Origin of the sequence: Enterobacter sp. FUJ80071 (assembly GCF_038739915.1) — a bacterium.
Classification (GTDB): domain Bacteria; phylum Pseudomonadota; class Gammaproteobacteria; order Enterobacterales; family Enterobacteriaceae; genus Enterobacter; species Enterobacter kobei.
On record NZ_JBBXKH010000001.1, the window covers coordinates 3,985,700 to 4,011,215 of the forward strand.

Annotated in this window: 20 protein-coding genes and 5 pseudogenes; 8 read left to right on the forward strand and 17 right to left on the reverse strand. The window is 54.5% G+C overall.

What is annotated here, in order from left to right; translation table 11 throughout:
• Positions 1–6: 6 nt before the first annotated feature.
• Together AAER43_RS19295 and AAER43_RS19300 are read right to left on the reverse strand one after the other, a co-directional pair.
• Positions 7–159 (reverse strand): annotated as a pseudogene (locus AAER43_RS19295) (resolvase); the annotation flags it as partial.
• Between the two features lie 64 nt (positions 160–223).
• A pseudogene (locus AAER43_RS19300) lies at positions 224–1,069 on the reverse strand (IS3 family transposase); the annotation flags it as partial.
• A 67-nt stretch (positions 1,070–1,136) separates the two neighbouring features.
• Between AAER43_RS19300 and AAER43_RS19305 the strand changes: the two are divergent.
• Positions 1,137–1,721: pseudogene (locus tag AAER43_RS19305) on the forward strand (IS30-like element IS30 family transposase); the annotation flags it as partial.
• A 29-nt stretch (positions 1,722–1,750) separates the two neighbouring features.
• Here the strand turns inward: AAER43_RS19305 and AAER43_RS19310 are convergent.
• The 5 genes and pseudogenes from AAER43_RS19310 to AAER43_RS19330 all read right to left on the reverse strand — a co-directional run.
• Positions 1,751–2,362: pseudogene (locus tag AAER43_RS19310) on the reverse strand (IS3-like element ISSen4 family transposase); the annotation flags it as partial.
• Positions 2,329–2,535, reverse strand: coding sequence for a hypothetical protein (locus tag AAER43_RS19315; protein ID WP_342702015.1), 207 nt, complete (start codon positions 2,533–2,535; stop codon positions 2,329–2,331). The pseudogene AAER43_RS19310 and the gene AAER43_RS19315, both read right to left, overlap by 34 nt.
• 3 nt (positions 2,536–2,538) lie before the next feature.
• Positions 2,539–4,656, reverse strand: coding sequence for a hypothetical protein (locus tag AAER43_RS19320; RefSeq protein ID WP_017384059.1), 2,118 nt, complete (start codon positions 4,654–4,656; stop codon positions 2,539–2,541).
• Positions 4,644–6,410, reverse strand: coding sequence for a hypothetical protein (locus AAER43_RS19325; protein ID WP_007897920.1), 1,767 nt, complete (start codon positions 6,408–6,410; stop codon positions 4,644–4,646). The genes AAER43_RS19320 and AAER43_RS19325 overlap by 13 nt, the downstream gene beginning before the upstream one ends.
• On the reverse strand, positions 6,397–7,644 hold the full coding sequence (locus AAER43_RS19330) for a site-specific integrase (RefSeq protein WP_007897923.1): 1,248 nt from the start codon (positions 7,642–7,644) through the stop codon (positions 6,397–6,399). Before AAER43_RS19330 ends, AAER43_RS19325 begins: the two co-directional genes overlap by 14 nt.
• A gap of 613 nt (positions 7,645–8,257) precedes the next feature.
• Here AAER43_RS19330 and AAER43_RS19335 point away from each other — a divergent pair.
• Complete coding sequence (locus AAER43_RS19335; protein ID WP_023279901.1) at positions 8,258–8,893, forward strand: hypothetical protein; 636 nt, start codon at positions 8,258–8,260, stop codon at positions 8,891–8,893.
• A 135-nt stretch (positions 8,894–9,028) separates the two neighbouring features.
• Here AAER43_RS19335 and AAER43_RS19340 read toward each other — a convergent pair.
• Positions 9,029–10,204: pseudogene (locus AAER43_RS19340) on the reverse strand (YgiQ family radical SAM protein); the annotation flags it as partial.
• Between the two features lie 200 nt (positions 10,205–10,404).
• Here AAER43_RS19340 and AAER43_RS19345 point away from each other — a divergent pair.
• A complete protein-coding gene (locus tag AAER43_RS19345) occupies positions 10,405–11,880 on the forward strand; it encodes a TrkH family potassium uptake protein (RefSeq protein ID WP_050861939.1) in 1,476 nt (491 codons plus the stop codon).
• Between the two features lie 32 nt (positions 11,881–11,912).
• Here AAER43_RS19345 and ftsP read toward each other — a convergent pair whose 3' ends face one another.
• From ftsP to AAER43_RS19365, 4 genes are all read right to left on the reverse strand, one after another.
• Positions 11,913–13,325, reverse strand: coding sequence for a cell division protein FtsP (ftsP, locus tag AAER43_RS19350; RefSeq protein ID WP_342702016.1), 1,413 nt, complete (start codon positions 13,323–13,325; stop codon positions 11,913–11,915).
• 58 nt (positions 13,326–13,383) lie between these two features.
• Complete coding sequence (gene plsC / locus AAER43_RS19355; protein ID WP_014885242.1) at positions 13,384–14,121, reverse strand: 1-acylglycerol-3-phosphate O-acyltransferase; 738 nt, start codon at positions 14,119–14,121, stop codon at positions 13,384–13,386.
• A gap of 163 nt (positions 14,122–14,284) precedes the next feature.
• A complete protein-coding gene (gene parC, locus AAER43_RS19360; protein ID WP_050861938.1) occupies positions 14,285–16,543 on the reverse strand; it encodes a DNA topoisomerase IV subunit A in 2,259 nt (752 codons plus the stop codon).
• Positions 16,544–16,661: 118 nt separating this feature from the next.
• Positions 16,662–17,063 (reverse strand): YgiW/YdeI family stress tolerance OB fold protein, encoded by a 402-nt coding sequence (locus AAER43_RS19365; RefSeq protein ID WP_014885244.1) that lies wholly within the window; start codon positions 17,061–17,063, stop codon positions 16,662–16,664.
• Between the two features lie 139 nt (positions 17,064–17,202).
• Between AAER43_RS19365 and qseB the strand changes: the two genes are divergently transcribed.
• The 5 genes from qseB (at position 17,203) to lysM (ending at position 20,821) form a co-directional block, all read left to right on the forward strand.
• Complete coding sequence (qseB, locus tag AAER43_RS19370; protein WP_014885245.1) at positions 17,203–17,862, forward strand: quorum sensing response regulator transcription factor QseB; 660 nt, start codon at positions 17,203–17,205, stop codon at positions 17,860–17,862.
• Positions 17,859–19,196: a quorum sensing histidine kinase QseC gene (gene qseC / locus AAER43_RS19375; protein ID WP_050861937.1), complete on the forward strand. Its 1,338-nt coding sequence runs from the start codon at positions 17,859–17,861 to the stop codon at positions 19,194–19,196. Before qseB ends, qseC begins: the two co-directional genes overlap by 4 nt.
• 105 nt (positions 19,197–19,301) lie before the next feature.
• Entirely contained in the window at positions 19,302–19,883 is a 582-nt protein-coding gene (locus AAER43_RS19380; protein ID WP_014885247.1) for an NAD(P)H-dependent oxidoreductase, read from the forward strand.
• A 31-nt stretch (positions 19,884–19,914) separates the two neighbouring features.
• Positions 19,915–20,229, forward strand: coding sequence for a putative quinol monooxygenase (locus tag AAER43_RS19385; protein WP_050861936.1), 315 nt, complete (start codon positions 19,915–19,917; stop codon positions 20,227–20,229).
• Positions 20,230–20,380: 151 nt separating this feature from the next.
• Entirely contained in the window at positions 20,381–20,821 is a 441-nt protein-coding gene (lysM, locus tag AAER43_RS19390; protein ID WP_014885249.1) for a peptidoglycan-binding protein LysM, read from the forward strand.
• A gap of 31 nt (positions 20,822–20,852) precedes the next feature.
• Here lysM and AAER43_RS19395 read toward each other — a convergent pair whose 3' ends face one another.
• From AAER43_RS19395 to AAER43_RS19415, 5 genes are read right to left on the reverse strand one after another with little or no spacing between them, the layout of a single operon-like run.
• On the reverse strand, positions 20,853–21,728 hold the full coding sequence (locus AAER43_RS19395; RefSeq protein ID WP_014885250.1) for a MurR/RpiR family transcriptional regulator: 876 nt from the start codon (positions 21,726–21,728) through the stop codon (positions 20,853–20,855).
• Positions 21,725–22,675 carry an iron-siderophore ABC transporter substrate-binding protein gene (locus tag AAER43_RS19400; protein ID WP_050861935.1) on the reverse strand — a complete coding sequence of 317 codons (951 nt, stop codon included), beginning with the start codon at positions 22,673–22,675 and terminating at the stop codon, positions 21,725–21,727. Before AAER43_RS19400 ends, AAER43_RS19395 begins: the two co-directional genes overlap by 4 nt.
• Before the next feature lie 9 nt (positions 22,676–22,684).
• Complete coding sequence (locus tag AAER43_RS19405; protein ID WP_050861934.1) at positions 22,685–23,725, reverse strand: iron ABC transporter permease; 1,041 nt, start codon at positions 23,723–23,725, stop codon at positions 22,685–22,687.
• On the reverse strand, positions 23,722–24,705 hold the full coding sequence (locus AAER43_RS19410) for an iron ABC transporter permease (RefSeq protein WP_048996873.1): 984 nt from the start codon (positions 24,703–24,705) through the stop codon (positions 23,722–23,724). The genes AAER43_RS19405 and AAER43_RS19410 overlap by 4 nt, the downstream gene beginning before the upstream one ends.
• Positions 24,702–25,514 (reverse strand): ABC transporter ATP-binding protein, encoded by an 813-nt coding sequence (locus tag AAER43_RS19415; RefSeq protein WP_050861933.1) that lies wholly within the window; start codon positions 25,512–25,514, stop codon positions 24,702–24,704. The genes AAER43_RS19410 and AAER43_RS19415 overlap by 4 nt, the downstream gene beginning before the upstream one ends.
• Positions 25,515–25,516 lie beyond the last annotated feature (2 nt).

Here is a 25,516-nt window from a genome sequence, read left to right on the forward strand (position 1 = left end):
ATGTGCTTAATTTTCAGGCCTGAACAGGGCCTGAACCCTGCAGACCTGAGATGTACTGTAACTGGTGGCTTCAGCAGTTTCTCTTATGCTCAGTTTCTTGACCTGTCGGTAATACAGAACTTTCTTATGTCGTTCCTGATCGGCCTGTTTGCCCCGGTGAATAGCCACGGATAATCTAGACACTTCCGAGCCGTTGATAATACTGGTTTTCATATTCTGTCGGTCACATCTGATCGCTAGAACCATGCCGACGCTTACTGTTATAAAACATTTCGATGTAATCAAAAATATCGCTGCGGGCTTCCTCCCGCGTTCCGTAGATCTTTTTCTTTATCCGTTCGCGTTTCAACAACTGGAAACAGCTTTCTGCAACCGCATTATCGTGGCAGTTACCGCGACGGCTCATGCTGCCCTCCAGTCCGTGTGATTTCAGGAACGACTGCCACTCATGGCTTGTGTACTGACTGCACTGATCCGAATGAACCAGCACCTGTTTTTGGGGATTACGCCGCTATACAGCCATCAGCAGTGCGTTCAGGACAATGTCCTTTGTCATCCGGGATTGCATGGGCCAGCCGATAATTTTGCGTGAGAACAGATCAACAACCACAGCAAGATACAGCCAGCCTTCGTGGGTCCTGATATAGGTTATGTCGGTTACCCAACGCTCATCCGGAGCATCCGGATTGAACTGTCGCTGGAGCCTGTTGGGCGACACAATACTGGCCTCGCCTTTACGTGCCCGCGGGCTCCGGTATCCGACCTGAGCCTTTATCCCGACACGTTTCATCAGTCGCCAGACTCTGTTGACTCCGCACTGTTGCCCGCTGTCCCGCAGATCCAGATGGATCTTGCGATAACCATAGACGCATCCCGATTCCAGCCAGAACTGTTTAATCTGTCCTGTCAGTCTCAGGTCTGCCCGATGGCGTTGTGAATGCGGCTGCTGAAGCCATGCGTAAAAGCCACTGGGATGAACATCCAGCACCCGACAGAGCAGGCGAGCAGGCCAGCAACGGGCGTTGTCACGGATAAAGGCGTACCTCAGTCGGACAGTTTTGCGAAGTACGCCGCTGTAGATTCAATTGGTCAACGCAACAGTTATGTGAAAACATGGGGTTGCGGAGGTTTTTTGAATGAGACGAACATTTACAGCAGAGGAAAAAGCCTCTGTTTTTGAACTATGGAAGAACGGAACAGGCTTCAGTGAAATAGCGAATATCCTGGGTTCAAAACCCGGAACGATCTTCACTATGTTAAGGGATACTGGCGGCATAAAACCCCATGAGCGTAAGCGGGCTGTAGCTCACCTGACACTGTCTGAGCGCGAGGAGATACGAGCTGGTTTGTCAGCCAAAATGAGCATTCGTGCGATAGCTACTGCGCTGAATCGCAGTCCTTCGACGATCTCACGTGAAGTTCAGCGTAATCGGGGCAGACGCTATTACAAAGCTGTTGATGCTAATAACCGAGCCAACAGAATGGCGAAAAGGCCAAAACCGTGCTTACTGGATCAAAATTTACCATTGCGAAAGCTTGTTCTGGAAAAGCTGGAGATGAAATGGTCTCCAGAGCAAATATCAGGATGGTTAAGGCGAACAAAACCACGTCAAAAAACGCTGCGAATATCACCTGAGACAATTTATAAAACGCTGTACTTTCGTAGCCGTGAAGCGCTACACCACCTGAATATACAGCATCTGCGACGGTCGCATAGCCTCTGACCTGCCCCCACGATTAGATACAACACTCAGTTAGTAACGTCGGAATCTTCATTCTCAGAATGACCCTTTCTCCAGCCCGCTGCAAATTCAGACGGTGTCTGATAATTCAGCGTGGAGTGCGGGCGGCATTCGTTATAATCCTGCCGCCAGTCATTAATAATTTTCCTGGCATGAACGATATCGCTGAACCAGTGCTCATTCAAACATTCATCGCGAAATCGTCCGTTAAAGCTCTCAATAAATCCGTTCTGCGTTGGCTTGCCCGGCTGGATTAAGCGCAACTCAACACCATGCTCAAAGGCCCATTGATCCAGTGCACGGCAAGTGAACTCCGGCCCCTGGTCAGTTCTTATCGTCGCCGGATAGCCTCGAAACAGTGCAATGCTGTCCAGAATACGCGTGACCTGAACGCCTGAAATCCCAAAGGCAACAGTGACCGTCAGGCATTCCTTTGTGAAATCATCGACGCAGGTAAGACACTTGATCCTGCGACCGGTGGAAAGTGCGTCCATGACGAAATCCATCGACCAGGTCAGATTGGGCGCCGCCGGACGGAGCAGCGGCAGACGTTCTGTTGCCAGCCCTTTACGACGTCTTCTGCGTTTTACGCCCAGGCCACTGAGGTGATAAAGCCGGTAGCCTCCCTGACCTGCCTGTACTCAGGACAGTTATAATTCAGGGTGCCGTTTGCCAGCCCCGCTCGTTTTTCCACAGCATACTGGCTGATACGCTCCCCTGATAACATCAGTTCCCTCAGGGCCTGCTCTGCTCTTGCCTGTGTTTTTTTAACCCCCGACTGTTCGTTCGTCATGCTCTATTCATCCTTTTCAAAAAAACGGACAGCATCTGCATAAAAATCTCTCTCAAGCATCAGAAAATCCCTGTCAGCCTGAGGAGCATTATTTCGCACGGCAATCTCCAGAAGGTTGTCATAATGAGCCATCCTGCGTTTCCACACGGGAACAGAATCAGCTCCGGCCAGCATGTTCTCACATCCCGGATTGCAGGACGCTGACTGAACAACCGCCTTAAACTCGCAGTCATGGCCATTCATGCAATAAAAACCGTTTCCAAGAGATACCAGTTTTTGCCCGCCTCGTTTAGCCATGCTCATCGCTTTTTTCAGTGTAGGAAACGTCATCTGATGTAAGTGCCCACCTCTCTGGGACATCAGTAACTTCCCGCCTTCGCCATAAAGCAGGCCTTCATGCTGATAAGAAACAGCCCTGGAAGCTGAGAGTTCGGTATCAACCCTCTCAATCTCGGCAGCGAATGCCTGAGGGATCGCCCGGCTAAAATGCGAAGCGTTGAGTGCACCGGACATATACCACTCCGTCATGCCTCTGATTAAGTGCTTAAACTGCCGGATAAGATCATTAGTAGAAATCAGATCAAGACGCCTGAGGTGTACAGCAAGTGAACGGCGAAACTGATGGGTTCGCAATGGCCAGAAAGCCCCCTCCCGAATCTCCATCGCAACGCGTTCATCATCACGTATGTTTGGATTTAAAAGCCTGAACTCATCAATATGGTCACGTCGGATGAACAGATGGTGTCTTTTCACAAATTTCTTTGCCCACTCAGTCTGGCGCTGCGTCCCCATAAAAGAGAGTTTTTGCTCCGAGAACCACGACCTGATATTTAAAGACAATGGAACATTGTCCAGCGTCTTCCCGTCCAGGCCTGTCATGATTTGATTAATTCTGCGTAAATGCTGAAAAGGCTTTTCCACATAGCGACAAACAACCCAGTCTTCGTGACTTCCACCTTCCGGGGCGAACTTATGCAACACCGAACGAAGTCCCAGGATATCACCATCATAAATCAGTGAACCGTGCATCACGCCAAGCACTTCGCTGTGTCTCATCCCCGACATGGCCTGTATCACATTCATGACTTTTAACGTCAGCTCAAAATGCCAGGTGTTCAGCTTTATGTGATCAACGCCAATAAAATCAGATCTCCAGCGCTTATTTTTATGTACCGAGAACCAGCCCTGCATCCCGGGGCCAAGTGTCGCGAAAAGCGCCCGAATTTCCCCGGCAACAATATTGTAGTAATACGCGGCCCGGTAATCCGGTATGCTTTTTGCTGTCCCTCTTTTACGGGCTTCCAGCATCGACGTATAGTAAGGCGAATCATAAAAACCGTTTATGATAGCGCACAGCCGGGAAAACCCGTCAAAATCGAAATCACTGATTTCAGCATCCAGTTCAGTAATCAGCCCTTCCCAGACAGACATCATAAGACTGAAAGGCATACAATATGTCTGGTTTGAATCATCCACACTGTTGTAACTGTCGAAGCTAATATCAGGAAAGTAACCGTATTTTCGAAGACGGGTATGACCTGTCAGCGAGATATCCGCCAGGTCCATAAAGTAATTACGTAATGTTCTTTCAGAACGCTTCCTGCCGTGCTCATCCTCCTCCTTCATCTTTACAATGAAAGCATTCCGGACAAGCGGAAAACGAAGCTGAAACAGACTGCGATACCCCATAGACTCAATAATACGGGCTCCCGCCACAATGTTTGCACATTTCCGGATCAGGGACTGCGTCTTCGCGGTCCTGCCGACAATCCAGAGCAGGCTGGCTGAGATGATTTTGGCTTCAAGACGCAGTTCAGGATCCCGTATGCCTGAAAAATTAACGGTTCTTAACGTTTCACCAATATGGGTTCTGACATAGCGATTGGTCCAGACATCATCCCTGAAATAAATATTCAGCGTCTCCTCATTGATAAAACGCATATCATGTTCATCTGAGCTGGCGATAACCAGGCAGTTATTCAGACGTTCAAAGCTTTTGTTTTCTAGTGCCTCACAGATGATATCCTCAGTCGGAAACTCATCCCCTGAACGAAGCGGCGTTCCGGCAGGAAACTCCGCCATTCGACTACGGCTTACCTCTTTTTTCTTCAAATCTGCCATACCGGAGCCACACCTTCTCGCTGAAGTTTAACGCGCGCTTTTTTCAGGGTCGCCTCATCTACCAGCCCAAGCCGTAAATCAATCTTCAGGAGTAACGTTTCATAACGCTCCACAGCATTGACCGAACCGATGTACAACGGTTTTCCATACTCGATAGCATGCCTGAATGACAGCAGGAGCCATACAGACTCCAGCGTTTCCACAACGCAACTTTTTGAACATTCGACACAATGAGAAAAATCCGCACAAGCCTTTGGTGTCCGGCCAAATCGTTTTTGCTTTTTTATAAAGCGCAATTCAATATCTGTAGGCGGCTCCTGCGATCGACATCCCAGGCCATTCAATAAAAGATCCACACCCTCATCGCTTCCACGCAGATCGATCCCCAGCTCATCAGCAACTTTTACCCGCTCGGATAACGCACGTGTCGCAATCCCCTGATTCATAAGCGTATCAAGTGCAGCACTGAAGTTTTCCTTCGCCCCCTGTGGGTTACCTGCAGCATAATTCCGCCTGTAAGTGCCCCAGTTATGCTGTGCTTTTTCCGCCGTAATCAGACCATTCTTTAATGTTCTGTCCGTATACTGCTCAGACGTTTTGCGCAAGCCAGAAACGGTAATTGATGGAAGCGAGGGATTAAGCTGCCGCATCGTGGCCCACGCCCCCTCAGAGTTAGAAAATTTAGTCAGATGACTGGGATTAAGAGAATAAAGCTTACGGAATTTCACCTGCGGCTCACTCAGAAACAGCGCCTGTACCGGAGGGAAGTTATCTGCGGAAACCAGATAGTTAACGATGTCGTCCCTGAGCCTGATAAAAGACAGAAACCAGTAATAGCCCGCACGTTTGGTCACATACTCCGATTTACCTATCGTCAGACGTATATACTTATTCGCTCTCCCCTTATAAACATAATCAGTGCTGATACCCTTTTCATCCAGATGTATATCATCCCGCGTCAGACCCAGAACCTGAGAGGTGTTTCCCCATGTGTGGTAACAGAACAGAAAAAAAGAAGTAAGAAAGTAATTTTCCAGAACGTCCCTGATGATGATCTCTGCCCTGCTGACCCCGTTCTCTCCCGGATACCGGAAATACGCTTCATAAACAGGTGCCAGCAAAGACGGTGAGAAATGCCGCACCCCTTTTTCCGATTTAGCGATATGCTCCCGGATACATCCCGCAAGGAACTCATTCATGGATGACAACTGCCTCAGGATCTCGGAAAGTTCATTCCTGGTATAGCTATCCCTTCCCTGCTGCTGATACGTTCCTTTCGGTAAGAATTCATATTCATACCGCCTCTGAATCTGCCCGCCCGTAAGCAAAAACCGGTTGACCACGGACAAGTAGTGTCTTGCCATCCTGACTGAAATTTTTCGCCGACGAATATCGTTCATGAGATGTTTAATATACATTTCAACGCCTTCAGCCGTGCCATAGTCATACTGATTGACTGACTGCCATATAAAAAACATATTGAGATAACGGAAAATGGTTAACCTTCCGGCGGGACGGTAAGACAGAAGAAATCGTTTCAGAGAGGCAATAAAATCGCGTTTTTCAGGGCGGGCAAGATGCGAATGTTCACTAAACCATCCGGGGAGCAACACATAATCTGAAAAATGAGCCTGAAGATAAACGTCAAGTAAATAATATCGGTTCAGATCCCGCTGAGTGATGTGTCCGCTGACCGTCTCCCATGACAGCACATTTTCGGCCATCCACGTTATCTGCGTTTCACTCCGGCTCATATATGGCTCCATCGCGACCTGCAGCACCGTCAATCAATGCGTCCATGACCCCGGCGACTGCATCAGAAATCTGGTTTTGCTGAAGAAAGACGATGTATTTCATCGTCGTATTTTCGCTTTTATGGCCCATCCAGTATTTTACTGTACCCAGCGCATTTGCGGCCTGATCGGGATAGCAACTCAGTGCCGAGCGTAAAAAATGGGTCGCAAACGTTGCCCGCAAATCATGGGGTTTATGTCTGAACACATTTCCCGGAGCAGACCGGGCCAGGCGATGGCGAAAACTGTACCAGCGGGAGTAAAAGGCTTTTTCAGACATCCGTTTCCCGTTTGCCATTAAAAATAAAGGCTCGTGCCGCCCTTCCCCACCCTGTCGTGCACGCCATTTTTGGATCTTCTTTTCATACTCCTCATCCGCCAGATAATCCAGAACCTGCTCGTACAATCGTCTGGTGATGAAGAGTTCTCGCGTCATCCCAAACTTCGTATGAACTCCGCATCTCGGACCAATATGAAGCCCCCTGATGGTCAACTCAGATACAGGGACACTGGCAAGGTACTCTTCAGTAAAGAGTGACGACGGCAGGGTCAGCATTTCATCCAGCCGTAACCCACAATTTTTCATCAGCACAATCATTAAACTGAACAACCCGGACTCAGATTTCAGTGCCTCATCCAGGATATGAACCTCTGCATCATTCAGTGGGTTGATTGTCCTTTTTGTTGTGCTGGTTATCCTGATGGCAAGATCCGAACTTATCACCTTGCGTCGCCCGTCAACGACTTTTTCGACCAACGTAAAAAATGAGCTGGCAGCCAGCTCACCACACTTGCCCAGAAATACGTAAAACCGTCGGATAACGCTGATGTACACCGCCGCGGTGGATGAGGCGATGCGCCCCTGCCTTACGGCCCCCAGAAGATACTCCCTGAAGCCATATGTAGGGCTTTGGTATTTCAACGTTCCCGGGGTGAAAGGGTCAAGTCCGTTATCCTCCAGCCACCTTATCCAGCGTAAAAATGCCCGGGCTAAAGGCTTTAAATCCCTGGCCTGCAGGATAGCTTTATCCATAAGATAAAAGTGTACATATCGGCTCAGTTTTCGATTCTGGATGCCGCTAATATAAGGTATTTCAGCATACAGAAATCCGGGTTCAAATTTCAGTTTCGGCTCTGTTGCATCCAGTTTGCTGACACGCCCATAACGCGCATGAATGTTAGTGATTATCCTCACAGTCTGTCGCCCTGAAACGCCACCTCATGCCTACACTATAAATCCGGAAGAAGAAAAAACAAACAACCAGGTTGCCGGGAGTGAATATGCAAATCAGGAGGAAAGTAAAAGATGTAACGACACCATCACGATGCAATACATTGACCTCAACACGTTACCCGGACCATACGTGATAAACATCACAAATCCTTTGAGTGAAGAACTTAAGATGTGATTTTCATTTCCCGGCACAAACCGTGCCCTTAAAAAACAGGCAACGGATACATCTTAATGCCAGAAGTAAACCTTAATTGATTGAATACAGCCTGAGTCCATTGCAAAAATAACACACAGGGTAAATTCGCATATACAGAACCCAACGAAAAGCAAAAGAAACCTGTAACACATTTCGTTTACCTGTCACTTTCAATTGTAAAAGCCAGCAGAAAAAGCGCATATAACTATATTTATCCCTGCGGGGACTTTTGTTTGTGCTATATATTTTTTACAGAGAACCGCAACGCGTCCAAACACAAGAATATATTTACCTCTGGAAAATGGTCTGACTCCCTTTCACGTGGTTGTAGTGACCTGTTCTGTGATTCATGTAATGTCTTTTCTGGATGAGGAAAATATGTCATCACTGATATTTTATACAGACGAAGCACAAGCACTGATTGTAACAGATACCCTTGCCGTCACCGATAATGGGGAGCCGTTATCTTTTGTTTCCAAAGCAGGTTACATCCCCCAGCTAAGAACCATCATAGCAGGTACGGGGGCAGGTGGATTTTCTAACACCTGGTTGCTTGAAGCATCAACCAGAATGGTCGTATCAGGTATACAAAATCTCAATTATCATACATCGGCCTGTCTAAGGAGGCTGTGGAAACAATACAAGCATGACCATGCAATTCCCTCTTCTTCAACGGTGACAACCAGTGTTTATCAGTTCGCAATTTGCGAGGAAACAGGAAATATCGTTTCGTTCGCCTATCGCTCAGTCCATGATTTCGAATCAGAGCAATTACAATACGGAACAGGAGTAAAACCTGAGTGCCAAATCCTGGATGGGGATTTGTTGCAGACAATTCCTGTAATGATGAATGAACAAAGGGCTATACAGGCGACATACTCACACCCGGAACGGATCCATATTGGCGGTGAGATGATTGCGCATTATCTGACATCATCTATGTATCAATGCTTTAAGATTGGGGAATTTGAGGATTTCAGAACTCAGGGAGAGTATATATTGAGCAGGATTTAGGCAAAACGCGGTTCAGATAAAGTGCTTTTAACAGGCTTGCTGAACATTAAAAGGATATCTCTCAATTACGATGAATAGCTTGAATTCTAAAAATAGAAAAGTAGAGTTTAACTCTAAATACATAAAAACAAGAGTAAATGAACACCCGCCGAAGCAGCCGCGCATGATGTTGATCGAGAAACGGATCATCTCATACGCCGGGATGCGGGCGTTGCCGTACGCCGGATGCGGTACGCGCTTGTACGGCAGCGCAAAGACGCTGTCCATCTCTTCGGTGGAGAGCGGGATCGCCGGCGGGTTGATCCAGATAAAGCGCTCGCCGTGCTTCTGCATTAACGCGCGGGCACAGCCCGGGTTGGTTTCGTGGTGCAAAATACGGGACGCATGGGCGTAGAGAACTTTGTCAGCCTTCACCTTCTCGTAAGACGGCAGCAGCACGTAGGTTTTTTCCCACGGTTTCGGGCGCGGCGGCTGCACGACAATCGCCTTTGCTTCCGCTTTCTTTGGCTCAACCGGTTTATTATCCGCACACGGCAAATCTTCGCCGTACGGGTGTGGGATAGGATCGATTTTGCCCGGCATATCAATGATGCGGGAATCCACCCCGCTCCAGCCCGGCAGCGCCTCTTTCACCATGATGGCCGTATTGCGCACGTCTCGGATGCTGCTCACCGGTTCACCCTGCGAGAGACGATGCGCTACTTCCACCAGCGGACGTTCACCGTTGCCGTAAATCAGCATATCGGCTTTGGAATCCACCAGCACCGAGCGGCGAACGGTATCTGACCAGTAGTCGTAATGCGCGGTGCGGCGCAGACTCGCCTCAATGCCACCCAGGATCACCGGCACGTCTTTCCAGGCTTCTTTACAGCGCTGGGTATAGACGAGGGTAGCGCGGTCCGGACGTTTGCCCGCCACGTTATCCGGCGTATAGGCATCGTCATGGCGCAGCTTACGGTCGGCGGTATAGCGGTTGATCATCGAATCCATGTTGCCCGCGGTCACGCCGAAGAACAGGTTCGGTTTACCCAGACGCATAAAGTCGTCTTTGCTGTTCCAGTCAGGCTGGGAGATGATCCCCACACGGAAGCCCTGCGCTTCGAGCATACGGCCGCAGATGGCCATGCCGAAACTCGGATGGTCAACATAGGCATCGCCTGTGACCAGAATGATATCGCAGCTGTCCCAGCCAAGTTGGTCCATCTCTTCCCGGGACATCGGCAGGAACGGCGCCGGTCCAAAGCAGGCCGCCCAGTACTGGGGCCAGGAGAAGAGGTCACGATCCGGCTGGATCAGGGAAATGGCGCTCATAATGCTTCCGAAGAAAAAATAGACAAAAGGAGCGGGATTATACGCTGTTCATCCGTCCAATTTGAAGAAAAGGATGCAGGAAGCAGACATAAAATCGCGGAAGTCGTTAAAATACAGCGCCCTGTTAATTTTGCATCATAATTACCCCTGACGCCTCCGGTTCTCTGCCGCCGGGAGGCATTCTGGCGTGGAGTTTCCGTGTGAAGTTCAACGATTCGTTACATGTGTCTCAACTGCGGGTTGTGCTCCACCTCTGCGGTTTCCTGGTTCTGCTGTACAGCCTTTCAATGCTGCCGCCGATGGTCATCGCCCTGCTGCACAAAGAGCGGACCTACTTTGCGTTTTTGACCACGTTTCTGACCTTTTTCAGCCTCGGGGGGTTAACCTGGCGGGCGACCCGTCACGCCGGCATACAGCTGCGCACCCGCGACGGTTTCGTGATCATTGTGCTGTTCTGGCTGCTGTTTTCAGTGATCAGCGCCATGCCGCTCTGGATGGATGATGGTCTGCATCTCTCTTTTGCGGATGCGCTCTTCGAAGGGGTGTCCGGGATCACCACCACCGGGGCAACGGTGATCGGGGACGTCAGCGCCCTGCCTAAGTCGTACCTTTATTATCGCGCCCAGCTCAACTTCATTGGCGGGTTAGGCGTCATCGTGCTGGCCGTCGCGGTACTGCCGCTGCTGGGCATCGGGGGCATGAAGCTGTATCAGTCAGAAATGCCCGGGCCGTTCAAAGAGGAGCGCCTGACGCCCCGGCTTGCCGATACTGCGCGCACCCTGTGGTTGACCTATTTCACGCTGGGCGTGACCTGCACGCTGGCCTACTGGCTGGCAGGGATGCCCATTTTTGACGCCATCTGTCACGGGCTTTCAACTGTGTCACTGGGCGGGTTCTCTACCCGCAGCGAGAGCATTGGCTTTTATGACAGCCACGCAATTGAACTGGTTGCCGGGGCCTTTTCGCTGCTTTCTGCCTTTAACTTTACCCTCTGGTACGTCGCCATTGTCAGACGCACCCTGAAGCCGATCCGCCGCAGCCCGGAGGTCAAATTCTTTCTCAGTGCCGCCGCGGTGATTATCCTCATCACCGCCTGGCAGGTCTGGCATGCGGGAATGTACAACCCCACGGATAGCCTGGTACACGCTTTCTTCCTTGCCAGCTCGATGATGACCGATAACGGTCTCGCGACGGCCGACTATGCCCAATGGCCTGCCCACACCATCTTTTTACTGTTGAGCGCCAGCTTCTTTGGTGGCTGCGTCGGCTCGACCTGCGGCGGGATCAAAGCGCTGCGTTTTCTCATTATGTTTAAGCAGAGTATTCAGGAGATGAATCAGCTGGCCCATCCGCGCGCGCTGCTGAGTATTAAGGTGGGCAAAAGCGTGGTGAATGAACGCGTTCTGCGTTCGGTATGGAGCTTCTTTTTTCTCTACGTGATGATTACCGGATTTTTTGTCTGGGCGCTTAATCTGATGGGCTATGACCTGTTTACGTCATTCGCCACGGTTGCCGCCTGTATCAACAATATGGGACTGGGTTTTGGCGAGACAGCATCAACGTTTGGCACCTTAACCGAAGGGGCAAAACTGCTGATGTGCGCGGCGATGATCTTAGGGCGTCTGGAAATCTACCCGGTGCTGATTCTGTTCTCGCGCTTTTTCTGGCGGGCATAACACATTCCCGGCGAACCGGGAATGTCAGGGGGTTATGGCGCGGGGTTGATCAACATCTGCCCCACGGAGCCCCTGTCCATCATCTCCAGCGTCTGGCTATGGAACAGGAACGGGAAGTGCGGCCACGAAGGCTGGCCATAGTAGACAAGCAGTTCGACCTGACCATCCACCCAGACGGTATCTTTCCAGCCGCGATCTTCCGGGAACGGCATCGCACCGTTGACGTTACGGATCAGGAATGACACCCCTTCAATATGGAACGACTGCGGCATATCTGAACGGACCGTCCAGCGCTCCCAGGTGCCCTGCTGGGCGGTGATGTCGATACGGTTGACGTCCCACAGCGCGCCGTTGATGCCCGGATCGTCGCCCAGGCTGATATCACGGCTGCGCACCGGCGAACCGCCCATGATCTCCTGCGGCAGCAAACGCATCGGCAGGCTATCGGTGACCAGCGGCAGCAGGCCGGTTGGACGCAGGGTTAACACCAGCGTGGAGACCAGAATGCTCGACGGCTCGAAGAACCCGCGAATACGGTCAACAATGCTCGCGGCTTCGCCACAGGTGACAGAGACTTCATCCCCGTTGGTCATATCCACCAGAATTTCCCGACGTTCCCCCGGCGCCAGCGCCAGTTGCTTAACGGAGACCGGCGCAGGTAAAAAGCCCTGGTCACCGGAGATCACGTGGAGCGGGCGGCCATCGCTCATCTGCAGCTGATAACGACGGGAGTTAGAGGCATTAAGCAAACGCAGACGCACCCAACCGCGGGAAACTTCGACATACGGGCTTTGCGCACCGTTTACCAGCAGCGTATCGCCAACAAAGCCACCGCTCCCCGGCTCGCTGTACTCCGGCGTGCCAAAGTTATCCAGGCGCTTGTCCTGAATAATGATCGGGAAATCATCCACGCCGTAGTGGTTCGGGATCGGCAGCGACTTGCTGACCTCATCTTCCACCAGCCACATCCCGGCCAGACCGTTATAGACCTGCTGCGCCGTGCGGTTAGGCGTGTTGGCGTGATACCACAGCGTTGCCGCGCTCTGGCGGATCGGCAGGACGGGTGCCCAGTCGGCGTTGGGAGACATCATGCGCGCCGCGCCACCGATCAGCGGGCCTGGAACCTGTAAACCGCTGATGGTCATGGCAACATTTTCAGTGGTGCGGTTGCTGTAAATGAGCTTAACGTCATCGCCGTTCCACACGCGAACGGTTGGCCCGAGGTAGCGCCCGTTAATGCCCCATACCTGCGCGCGCGTGCCCTGGGTAAAGGACCAGTGGCTGCGCTGTAGCGTCAGAAATAGCGGCTGGCCGCGACGGGATTCAATCAACGGCGGAATGGGTAGCGGCCGTTGCTGCCCGGCGGCGCTGGCTGTCAGCGGCATCGCACCCGCACAGAGGGCAATCCCCGAAGCCTGAATAAACTGACGCCGACTGAGTGACATATAAGCTCCATCTGAAACGACTAACAACGCGGGAATTCGTTTTCCCTTTAACGCCGGATTAAATCTTACCGGCGGCTTCTCTTTCTGCGACTTCTTTGTCCAGCTGCGCAATACGCTGAGCCATCAGCTCGCGGCAATGTGCTGCCAGCTCGCGTACCTGGTCTTTACCGTATTTGCTGGTATCGACAGGCGGCAACATTTCGACAATCACCAGACCATTATTCAGGCGGTTAAGATTAATCTTATTCGAAGTATTGGAAACGCACACAGGAATAATTGGAACGCCCGCCGCAATTGCGGCATGAAAAGCGCCCGTTTTAAACGGCAGCAGGCCACGCCCACGGCTACGCGTTCCTTCCGGGAACATCCAGATGGATATTTTGCGCTTTTTAAAATGATTCACCACTTCCGCAATGGTGCTGTGTGCTTTTGCGCGGTTATTACGATCGATCAGCAGGTTACCGGTCAGCCAGTACAACTGGCCAAAAAACGGGATCCACAGCAGGCTCTTTTTCCCCACCGTCACGGTCGGCGGCAGAACGATATTGGAGGCCGTCACCATATCGTAGTTGTTTTGATGGTTGGCGATATAGATGGCATTACCGAAGTTCTCTGCCCCTTCAGGCAGGCGTTTTTCAACCTTCAGACCAAACAACGGTGCAAGGCGGCCGAACATATGGCCGAAGGTGGCAACGTGCTTAGGATTGCGCGGGCTGAACAGGCAATAAATTGAGCCGAAAACACAGACCAGAATACAGTAGATAACGGTAAGAATAAGACGAACAATATATAGCATAGCGACCTCTGAAGCCCCAACAGCTGACAATTATACTTCACCTGTGGCCAGGTAAGGACTTTATTACGAGCGCGTATTGTTAATCGCAACGCACGAATTAACAACGATTTTACGGGAAATTTTATTGAACTTCCCCCTCCGGACGGAGGGGGATATCACGAGACTACTCTTCGCTGTCACCCGCGCTGCTGCGCGCCGGTGAATCTATCTCCACACGGTCGATACGCTGCAGGCCGCGCATCAGCGAACCGCGACGACCGCGTTCACCCACCACTTTCTGCAGCTCTTCCGGGCGCAGTTTGATCTTACGCTTGCCAACATGAATGGTCAGCGTGCTCTGCGGCGGCAGCAGGAAGAGGTGCGCCAGACCATCTTCACCTTTCGCGGCTTCCGCCGACGGGATGTTGATGATCTTGTTGCCCTTCCCTTTCGACAGCTCCGGCAGGTCGCTGACCGGGAACATCAGCATGCGTCCGGCGGAGGTGATCGCCAGCAGCATATCGCTTTCGTTCTCGATCACCAGCGGCGTCATCACGCGAGCGTTGTCCGGCAGGCTAATCAGCGCTTTACCGGCACGGTTACGCGACACAAGATCGTTAAAGGTACAGATAAAGCCATAACCCGCGTCAGACGCCATCAGCAGCTTCTGGTCATCGGCCTCCATCAGCATATGATCAACCGTCGCCCCCGGCGGCAGCGTCAGCTTACCGGTAAGCGGTTCGCCCTGGCCGCGCGCGGAAGGCAGCGTGATCGGGTCGATGGCGTAGCTGCGACCGGTGGAGTCGATAAACGCCACCGGCTGGTTACTCTTGCCTTTCACCGCCGCTTTAAAGCTGTCTCCGGCTTTGTAGCTGAGACCCGGCGCGTCGATATCATGGCCTTTGGCGCTGCGCACCCAGCCGCTTTGCGACAGCACAATGGTCACCGGCTCGGAAGGCTGCATGTCATGCTCGTTCATCGCCTTCGCTTCTTCGCGCTCGTGCAGCGGAGAACGACGATCGTCGCCGAAAGCATCAGCATCCGACTGCAGCTCTTTCTTCAGCAGGTTATTCATCTTGCGCTCGGACGCGAGGATCGCCTGCAGCTGATCGCGCTCTTTTTCCAGCTCGTTCTGTTCACCGCGGATCTTCATCTCTTCCAGTTTGGCGAGATGGCGCAGTTTCAGTTCGAGGATCGCTTCCGCCTGCGTCTCGCTGATGCCAAAGCGCGACATCAGGGCCGGCTTCGGCTCGTCCTCGGTACGGATGATCTCAATGACTTCGTCGATATTGAGGAACGCCACCAGCAAACCTTCGAGGATATGCAGGCGCTTCAGCACTTTCTCCAGACGATGGTTAAGACGACGGCGGACCGTATCACGACGGAACGTTAGCCATTCGGAGAGGATCTCCAGCAGGTTTTTCACCGCCGGGCGTCCGTCAAGGCCGATCATGTTCAGGTTGATGCGGTAGCTTTTTTCCAGATCGGTGGTGGCAAACAGGTGGTTCATCACCTGCTCCATGTCCACGCGGTTGGAGCGCGGCACGATCACCAGACGGGTCGGGTTCTCGTGGTCAGATTCGTCGCGCAGGTCGTCCACCATCGGCAGCTTTTTATTGCGCATCTGGGAGGCGATCTGCTCCAGCACTTTCGCGCCGGAAACCTGGTGCGGCAGTGCGGTGATCACCACAGCGCCGTCTTCTTTATTCCACACCGCGCGCATGCGCACGGAGCCGCGACCGTTCTGGTAGATTTTGCGGATTTCCGCACGCGAGGTGATGATTTCCGCTTCAGTCGGATAATCCGGCCCCTGAACGATATCCAGCAGCTCGTCGAGCGACGTTTTAGGCTGCTCAATCAGGGTGATGGCGGCTTTCGCCACTTCACGCAGGTTGTGGGGCGGAATATCTGTCGCCATACCGACCGCAATACCGGTGGTACCGTTCAGCAGGATGTTTGGCAGACGCGCAGGCAGCATCTTCGGCTCCTGCATCGTACCGTCGAAGTTTGGCACCCAGTCAACGGTTCCCTGACCCAGCTCGCCCAGCAGCACTTCGGCATATTTAGAGAGACGAGATTCGGTATAACGCATCGCCGCGAAGGATTTCGGATCGTCCGGTGCCCCCCAGTTCCCCTGACCATCCACCAGCGGATAGCGGTAAGAGAACGGCTGCGCCATCAGGACCATCGCTTCATAACAGGCGCTGTCGCCGTGCGGATGGTATTTACCCAGCACGTCACCGACGGTACGGGCGGATTTCTTGAACTTGGCGGTGGCGTTCAGCCCCAGTTCGGACATCGCATAGACGATGCGGCGCTGAACCGGCTTCAGGCCATCCCCGATAAACGGCAACGCCCTGTCCATGATGACGTACATGGAGTAGTTCAGGTAGGCGTTTTCCGTGAATTCATGTAGCGCGAGGCGCTCTGCCATATCGCTCATTACGTGTGATTCCTCAACTCAGAAACCGATGGGTTTCAGGCAATATTGCCGCAGATACTACCCTATCTGACGAGTTGAGTCACAAAGAAAAAGGGCCGGGTGAGCGGCCCTTTTCGGGTTATTTGTTCAGCTTGATAACCTGCTTCACATCGATTTCAAACTCGTTCCAGTCTTTATCGACTTTACCCTGCAGCTCCACTTTATCCTGCGGGGTCACGGTCACGCCGTTCCAGCGCTTGTGGTCAATTTCGACCACCACGGTACCGGACTCATCGCGGAAGGTGTAGCGGTCATCGGACAGGCGCTCGGTAATGTTCCCGCGCAGCTTCACCCAGGCATCGTCCTTCAGATCTTTCACTTTAGCCGCGGTGGTGAGGTTGGCGTTGTTATCGACAAAACCGCCCTGCTGAGTTTGCGTCTGGGCCGGCGTGGCGGATGGGCCACTAAAACCGCCCTGAGCAGCAAAGACCGGCGCGGTGGTCATCATCATGATGGCAGCAATTGCAGCGAATTTTTTCATCGTAATCTCTCCCTTTAATGTCGTTTCGCAGTCCATTAAACAGGGTAATCCTTAACAACTTCTTAAGGGGAAAATTTATTTATTTTTACTGTACACCAGCCGCTTAGAGAGGGTTTACTGGCGGCATCAAGGAGGGAACATGCGCATTTTACTGGTAGAAGATGACAAGCTCATCGGCGATGGCATCAAAGCGGGCTTAAGCAAACTGGGCTTTAGCGTGGACTGGTTTACCGAGGGGAAAACCGGGCAGGCCGCGCTCGCTTCCGCGCCCTATGATGCCGTGGTGCTGGACCTGACGCTGCCGGAAATTGACGGTCTGGACATTCTGCGCGCCTGGCGTGAAGGCGGACACAGCGAGCCGGTACTGATCCTGACGGCGCGGGATGCGCTGAACCAGCGTGTTGAAGGGCTGCGCCTCGGGGCGGACGATTATCTCTGTAAGCCTTTCGCCCTGATCGAAGTGGCTGCCCGCCTTGAAGCGCTGGTGCGCCGCAGCCACGGCCAGACGCGCAGCGAACTGCGCCACGGCAAGGTCACGCTCGATCCAGCGAGCCTTATCGCCACGCTGGATGGCGAAACGTTAACGCTTAAGCCTAAAGAGTTCGCGCTGCTGGAGCTGTTAATGCGTAACGCAGGCCGGGTACTGCCGCGCAAGCTGATCGAGGAAAAACTCTATACCTGGGACGATGACGTCTCCAGCAATGCCGTCGAAGTCCATGTTCATCATTTACGCCGCAAGCTCGGAAGCGACTTTATCCGCACCGTACACGGCATCGGTTATACCCTGGGTGACGCATGAAATTGAGCCTGAAGCTGCGCCTGACGCTGCTGTTTTTAGTCCTCTCTCTGACAGCATGGTTCGCCGCCAGCCTGGTGGCCTGGCAGCAGACCACCCACAAGCTGGATAAGCTGTTCGATACGCAGCAGATGCTGTTTGCCAAACGACTGCTGACGATGGAACTGGACGAGCTTCATGCGCCAGCGCGCATGCGAGAGGTGCCGAAAAAAGCCAAACACGGGCATCTTGACGACGACGCGCTGGCCTTTGCGATTTACGCTTCAGACGGCTCGATGATCCTGAACGACGGCGAAAACGGCCGCGATATCCCGTATCACTATCGCCGTGACGGCTTTGACGACGGACGGCTTCAGGACGATAACGACGAATGGCGCTTTTTATGGCTAACCTCGCCAGACGGGAAATACCGCGTGGTGGTCGGCCAGGAGTGGGAGTACCGGCAGGATATGGCGCTCGACGTCGTCAGCTCACAGCTGACGCCTTGGCTGGTGGCGCTGCCGGTAATGCTGCTGTTGCTTATTGTCCTGCTGAGTCGGGAACTGAAACCGCTGAAAAATCTGGCACAGACCCTGCGCGCGCGCTCGCCGGATGCCACCGATGCCCTGCCCATCCAGGGCGTACCGGCGGAAGTGCGCCCCCTGCTCGACTCGCTGAATCATCTCTTTGCGCGTACCCAGGAGATGATGACCCGCGAGCGCCGTTTTACCTCCGATGCCGCCCATGAATTACGCAGCCCGCTGGCGGCGCTGAAGGTGCAAACCGACGTGGCGCAGCTCTCTCAGGACGATCCGCAGGCGCAGGAAAAAGCGCTGACGCAGCTGCACGCGGGCATCGATCGCGCGTCCCGCCTGGTGGATCAGCTCCTCACGCTGTCGCGTCTGGACTCGCTGGACAGCCTGGACGGTGTAGAACAGATAGCGATGGCCGATTTGCTGCAGTCCGCGGTAATGGATATCTACCCTCCGGCGCAGCAGGCGGGCATTGATATTCGTCTGAACATTAACGCGCGAGAGGTGACGCGCACGGGTCAGCAACTGCTCCTGAGCCTGCTGGTACGTAACCTGCTGGATAACGCCACCCGTTACAGTCCGCGCGGCAGCGTGGTGGATGTGACGCTGGATGCGCGTCGCTTTACCGTGCGCGACAACGGCCCGGGTATTTCCCCCGATGCGCTGGCGCGTCTCGGCGAGCGCTTTTACCGTCCGCCAGGTCAGGATGCCACCGGAAGCGGGCTGGGGTTATCCATTGTGAAACGCATCGCCGCCCTGCACGGAATGCACGTCGCGCTGGGCAACGCCCCTGAAGGCGGCTTCGAAGTGAACGTCAGCTGGTAAAAGATTATTGCATTTAACGCAAAAGACTTTGCACATTTTGCTCATTTTTCCGCTCCGTCCTCGCGCGTAGAATACCCGGCATACTCTCAGTCACGAGGACAAATAATGAGCAACATTTTGATTATCAACGGCGCAAAAGAATTTGCGCACTCTAAAGGCCAACTGAATGACACCCTGACCGAGGTCGCGGATGGTTTCCTGCGCGACGCCGGGCATGATGTTAAGGTCGTGCGTGCGGACAGCGAGTATGACGTGAAGGCGGAAGTGCAGAACTTCCTGTGGGCCGACGTAGTGATTTGGCAGATGCCGGGCTGGTGGATGGGCGCACCGTGGACGGTGAAAAAGTACATGGACGACGTCTTCACCGAAGGTCACGGTTCACTGTATGCCAGCGACGGCCGCACCCGTTCAGACGCGTCGAAAAAATACGGTTCCGGCGGTCTGATTCAGGGCAAAAAATATATGCTTTCCCTGACCTGGAACGCTCCTCTGGAAGCCTTCACCGAAAAAGATCAGTTCTTTGAAGGCGTGGGGGTCGACGGTGCGTATCTGCCGTTCCACAAGGCGAACCAGTTCCTGGGGATGGATCCGCTGCCGACCTTTATCGTCAACGACGTGATTAAAATGCCGGACGTCCCGAGCTATATCGCAGAATATCGCAAGCATCTCGCGAAAATTTTTGCTTAACTGGTAGCCTGGAATTAAAGGAGTAGTAACCATGCTTACAGTAATCGCAGAAATCCGTACTCGTCCAGGTCAACATCACCGTCAGGCGGTGCTGGATCAGTTCGCGAAAATTATCCCAACCGTACTGAAAGAAGAAGGCTGCCACGGCTACGCGCCGATGGTGGACGCCGCTACCGACGCAAGCTTCCAGGCCACCGCGCCAGACTCCATTATCATGGTTGAGCACTGGGAAACCGTCGCCCATCTTGAAGCGCATTTGCAGACCGCACATATGAAAGCGTGGAGCGATGCGGTGAAAGGTGACGTGCTGGAGACCCACATCCGTATTCTGGAGCAAGGGGTTTAAGTTCGTGGAATTTGCCGGGTGGCACTGCGTTTACCCGGCCTACAAAACCTGAACCGTAGGCCCGGTAAGCGTTAGCGCCACCGGGCTTTTTTAGCACCTTAAACCTCAACTGCTATGCTTATTCTGACTTCATGATTAACAGGAGGATGGGATGGGTCTTTTTAACTTCGTAAAAGAAGCAGGCGAAAAGCTGTGGGATAACCTGACCGATCATAAAGGCCAGGGCGACAAAATCACCGAGCACCTCAAGAAACTCAACATTCCCGGTTCAGACAAAGTCCAGGTTAACGTTACCGACGGCAAAGCCAGCGTAACGGGCGACGGGCTGACCCAGGAGCAGAAAGAGAAAATCCAGGTCGCCGTCGGGAACATCGCGGGCGTCAGCGAAGTGGAGAACAATATCACCGCGACCGATGCCAAAGATGAAGCCACCTACTACACGGTAAAATCCGGCGATACCCTGAGCGCTATCTCCAAAACCGTGTACGGCGATGCCAACCAGTACAACAAGATTTTCGAGGCCAATCGCCCTATGCTCTCCAGCCCGGATAAAATCTACCCGGGCCAGACGCTGCGTATTCCGAAAGCGTGATCCACGAGTCGGGGGGTACCCCCGACTGTTTTTAACCGCTTTTCTTCCCCGGCTTTAACCCACGATGCAACTCATTGATACGCTTCATCGACTTAATGGTGCGCTGCGGCTCGGTGGAGGCAACGGATAAAACAATCATCTCCAGACACAGCAGCACCGTGCCATGAAGCGGGATTTTACCCTTCTCTCCGCCACGCGGGACGTGGATCACCACGCTGGCCTCTTTACTGAATTGTGAGTCGGTGGCATTGGTCAGCAAAACGGTGGGGATCCCCAGGCGTTTCGCCTCGCGCAGCGTGGTTTGTCCTTCCCGATGCGCAGATTTTTGCGCCATCATGATCAGCACATCGCCGCGCTGGAGCCCAATCAACTGTTCCGCAAGCCCTATCCCGGTACGGTTGAGCGGCATGGCGGGGAGTCCCATCCGGCTGAACAATCTGGCGGTGTATTCGGCCAGAATCCCGGACGCGCCAATACCAAACAGGGCAACCTGCCTCGCCTGAGCCAGCAGTGAGACCGCCTGCGCCATCGCGAGGCGGTTGTGGGGTTCAGACAAGACGTTACAGGTATGCTGGTGCCCCTCCAGCACAAAATCAATGCTCGCATTGACGTCACTGGTAAGCGTATTCACCGTGGTGGAGATCTTTTCGCTGGAGGTCACCACCGGACCAAACCACTGCTCCAGCGTCTGCTTGAGATCGCGCAATCCACCAAAACCGAGTGCCTGGATGGCGCGGACGACGGTAGCATCCGACGTTTTAAGCAGCGTCGCGATCTCCATCGCCGTCTGTTCCATCACCGCTTCACGATTTTCATTGATATAGCGCGCCACCAGCAGCAGCCGCGGCGTAAGCTGGTGCGCCCGCGAGCGGAGGCGGTCGCCGAAAACATCGACTTTTCGGCTCATCGTGACGCCTCCGGCAAAGGACGTCCGGCAATCTGCGACTGCACCTGCGCGGCCATGAGCCCTAACGAGGCGAACGAGTTCGAGATGGCCTCTTCGCGCGAGATCAGTACGTAGTGGCCGGTTCGGCAGGCATTCAGGAACTGGCACCAGCCGGGCATGACCGCATCCATCGCTGCCAGCTCATCCTGCGGTTTGCCGCCCGTATCCCCGCGCCAGGTAGCGAAAACGAAATCAGCATCCAGCTCCGGCAGCCGTTCAGCACTGACGTCAATCCGCCCGCCCTCCGGGATGGACTCAATCAGCGGCGGGAAGATAAACCCGGCATCACGCAGGACGCGCCCCAGCGAATGGTAGCTGTGCATGGCGTTGATTTTCCCCTGATTAGCCTGAATCACCGACACGGTGATTTTGCGTGTGTCGATAGTCGCCTTCAGCGCCTTGATTTGTTCCTGATAGCGGCGTTCAAGAACCTTGAGCCGCGCCTGCGTGCCCGTCAGCTGCGCCAGTTTGCGGTAGATCTCCGGCGCGCCGCCGTCGAGATGATCGATACTCACCGTCGGGGCTATCTTTTCCAGCTGCTCCACCGGCGTGTTGCGGGTCGGTTCGGTAATGATCAGGTCCGGTTTTGCCGCGGCGATGGCCTCAATGTCGATATCGGCAGTGCCGATAAACTTGATGTCGGAATTATCGAAGTCGACGCCGGTCAACATGCCGCTGGACCGCAGAAAGTGGCTACCGTCCGGTCGCGTGCGGCCATGGCTCGCCACGGGCGGTACGCCAAGCTCAATCAGTGGAATGGTGATATCCAGATCGTGTAACGAGACGATCCGTTTCGGATGTACCGGTACCACCACTTTCCGGTTCAGATCGTCCGTAAACGTCTGGGTCGGCTCGGCCGCACCCACCGCAAAGCCTACCAGCAACAGCATCGCAAACAGTACGCGCATCATAGTCTCCTAAAATCTGTCCCGACGCTGCCAGAGCAGCAGCAGGAAAAAGGGTCCACCAATCAGTGAAATCACAATGCCCGCAGGCAGCTGCAGCGGGAGGAATACCAGCCGCCCGACGTTATCCGCCAGCAGCACCAGCAGCGCCCCCAGCACGGCGCTTCCCGTCAGGAGCGCGGTTTGCCCGCCGCGCAGCAGCAGGCGCGCCATATGTGGCGCAATAAGCCCGACAAAACCAATACTGCCCACGCAGGAGACGCAGGCCGCCGTCAGCACCACCGGGGCGAGAACGCGCAGCAGCGCCAGTCGGTTCGTGCGCACCCCCAGCCCCGCCGCCGCGTGGTTGCCGAGCAGCGCCACGTCGGCAGCGCGGGCGGTTAATAACAGCAGCGCAAATGCCGGAAGCGACCAGGCCGCCGCAATGCTGACCAGCGTCCAGTTTGCCGCGTGCAGGCTTCCCGCCAGCCATAGCATCGCCGTCTGCACGTCGCGCACGTCCGCCGTGGTCATAAAGACGCCCATTGCCGCGGCGAAGGCCCATGAAACGCCGATGCCGATCAGAATGAATCGTGGACGCGAAATATCACGCGCCAGGGCCACCACCAGCAGCGCAGTGAGTAGGCCTCCGGCTATGCCGACCAGCGGCCGCCAGCCTAGTCCCAGCGCCGGAAACTGAAAAATCAGCAGCAGTACCGCCGCGCTACAACCCTCTTTCACGCCGATAAGCCCCGGGTCCGCCAGGCCATTGCGGGTAATGGACTGCATTGCCGCGCCAGCCATGCCGAGCATCGCGCCGCACAGTACCGCCATCAGGAGGCGCGGCAGACGGATATCCATCACGATGTAGTGCGTCTCTGAGGTCAGGCTTTCGGGATAAAACAGCGCCCGCCCAATGGCGGATGCGGGAACGGGAAGCGAGCCGTGCGTCAGGCCAAATGCGGTAAGCAAGCAGGCCGCCAGCGTCAGGACGGCCAGGCACACCAGCGCTTTTGGACGAACCAGCGCCGAGAAAGCCCCCACGCGTAACGCGCGCAATCCAGCCCGGTTCATTTGAACATCCTTGCAGCCATGAAGATAAAGACGGGCGCGCCGACCAGGGCAGTCATGATGCCGGTTGCCAGCTCCCAGGGCGTAAACAGCGTGCGGGCAGCAATGTCCGCCAGCAGCAGAACCAGTGCCCCACACAAGGCAGAGAGCGGCACCATCACGCGCAGATCGACCGACACCACACGGCGAATGAGCTGCGGCACCACAAGGCCGATAAAGCCAATCGGCCCGGCGAGGGAGACCGCCGCTCCGCAGAGCAGCGCGATAGAAAGCAGAGCGAGCAGGCGGGTTTTCAGCAGCGACACGCCCAGCCCCTGCGCCATCCTGTCGCCCATCGCCAGCATATTGAGCGAGGGCGACAGCCCGATGGCGAGAACAAAACCGGCTGTTGCAGCCCAAAGGGCGTTCTGAAGCGTCTGCACGTTGATCCCGGCCAGGTCCCCCGCCAGCCAGGTCCGCATGGCGAGCAGCGTCTGTTCATCCAGTATGAGCACCGTGGCGGTAATCGACGCGGCAAACGCCGACATCGCCACGCCGCACAGGGTCACCTTCATCGGCGTGAGTCCGGCGCGGCCGGACGAGGAGAACATCAGCACCAGCAGAAACAGCGCAGCGGCGCCAGCGGCGGCAATCAGCGGGCGTCCAAACGGCAGCGTGAGCCCAAGCGCGTTCGTCAGTACCACCGCCAGTGCCGCCCCGGCATTGAGCCCCAGAATATGCGGTTCGCCGAGCGGGTTGCGGATCACGGATTGCAGCAGCACGCCCGCGACGCCGAGGGCAGCACCTGTCACCATCGCGCCGCAGAGACGCAGCAGCCGCAGTTTGATAATGATGTTATGGTCGAAATTGCGCGGGTCGAAATGGAAGAAGGCCTCCACCACCGTCTTCGGGGCGATAAAACGCGCACCGATACCCAGATGCGCAATCGCGCCCATCGCCAGCAGCAAGGTGAAAAGCAGGAAAGCCAGAGAGGTGCGCATCATGGCTGTTCCGTGACCTGGCGGAACGGCATAAAGAACGGTTTGCCGGTCAGCGGATTGATGGACATATGCACGTCGACATCAAACACCGCTTTAATCAGCTCCGGCGTGCAGACGTCGCCCTCATGTAATACGCCCTCCACTTTTCCCTGGCGTAAAAAGACCAGTGAATCACCATAATTCACGGCAAAGTTAAGGTCGTGCAGCACCACTACCACGGTACGTCCATGCGCGCGCGTCAGCGTATGCAGCAGTTCGAGGATTTCCACCTGGTAGCGGAGATCGAGGAAGGTTGTCGGTTCATCCAGCAGGATATACGGCGTCTGCTGCGCCAGCGCCATGGCGATCCAACAGCGCTGACGCTGGCCGACGGACAGGCTCTCGACAGGCCTATGGGCAAACTCCGCCGTGCCGGTCAGGCGCAGCGCCTCTTCCACCGCCCGCTCGTCTTCGTCGCTCCACTGGCGCATAAAATTCTGCCACGGAAAACGCCCGCGCGAGACCAGCTCGAAAACGGTTAACCCTTCCGGCAGCAGCGGCGACTGCGGCAGGATACCCAGCTGGCGGGCGACCGCTTTCGTCGGCTGCGCGTGGATTGCCTTGCCGTCGAGAACGGCCGCGCCGCCCAGCGGCTGGAGTAAGCGCGCAATCGTACTCAGCAGCGTCGATTTTCCGCAGCCGTTCGCACCCACCAGAACGGTTATTTTCTGCTGCGGGATCGTAAGGGAGATATCATCAACGATGATTTTTTTCTGGTAACCGGCAGAAAGATTCTCCAGAACCAGTCCCGGTTTTTGGGTGTTATGAGCCACGT

Coding starts and splice junctions, on each gene's coding strand:
- qseB (WP_014885245.1), top strand. CDS start 17,203: ATGCGCATTTTACTGGTAGAAGATGACAAGCTCATCGGCGATGGCATC.
- plsC (WP_014885242.1), bottom strand. CDS start 14,121: ATGCTATATATTGTTCGTCTTATTCTTACCGTTATCTACTGTATTCTG.
- parC (WP_050861938.1), bottom strand. CDS start 16,543: ATGAGCGATATGGCAGAGCGCCTCGCGCTACATGAATTCACGGAAAAC.
- AAER43_RS19410 (WP_048996873.1), bottom strand. CDS start 24,705: ATGATGCGCACCTCTCTGGCTTTCCTGCTTTTCACCTTGCTGCTGGCG.
- AAER43_RS19405 (WP_050861934.1), bottom strand. CDS start 23,725: ATGAACCGGGCTGGATTGCGCGCGTTACGCGTGGGGGCTTTCTCGGCG.
- ftsP (WP_342702016.1), bottom strand. CDS start 13,325: ATGTCACTCAGTCGGCGTCAGTTTATTCAGGCTTCGGGGATTGCCCTC.
- qseC (WP_050861937.1), top strand. CDS start 17,859: ATGAAATTGAGCCTGAAGCTGCGCCTGACGCTGCTGTTTTTAGTCCTC.
- AAER43_RS19395 (WP_014885250.1), bottom strand. CDS start 21,728: ATGAGCCGAAAAGTCGATGTTTTCGGCGACCGCCTCCGCTCGCGGGCG.
- AAER43_RS19315 (WP_342702015.1), bottom strand. CDS start 2,535: ATGACGAACGAACAGTCGGGGGTTAAAAAAACACAGGCAAGAGCAGAG.
- AAER43_RS19400 (WP_050861935.1), bottom strand. CDS start 22,675: ATGCGCGTACTGTTTGCGATGCTGTTGCTGGTAGGCTTTGCGGTGGGT.
- AAER43_RS19320 (WP_017384059.1), bottom strand. CDS start 4,656: ATGGCAGATTTGAAGAAAAAAGAGGTAAGCCGTAGTCGAATGGCGGAG.
- AAER43_RS19385 (WP_050861936.1), top strand. CDS start 19,915: ATGCTTACAGTAATCGCAGAAATCCGTACTCGTCCAGGTCAACATCAC.
- lysM (WP_014885249.1), top strand. CDS start 20,381: ATGGGTCTTTTTAACTTCGTAAAAGAAGCAGGCGAAAAGCTGTGGGAT.
- AAER43_RS19380 (WP_014885247.1), top strand. CDS start 19,302: ATGAGCAACATTTTGATTATCAACGGCGCAAAAGAATTTGCGCACTCT.
- AAER43_RS19335 (WP_023279901.1), top strand. CDS start 8,258: ATGTCATCACTGATATTTTATACAGACGAAGCACAAGCACTGATTGTA.
- AAER43_RS19365 (WP_014885244.1), bottom strand. CDS start 17,063: ATGAAAAAATTCGCTGCAATTGCTGCCATCATGATGATGACCACCGCG.
- AAER43_RS19325 (WP_007897920.1), bottom strand. CDS start 6,410: ATGAGCCGGAGTGAAACGCAGATAACGTGGATGGCCGAAAATGTGCTG.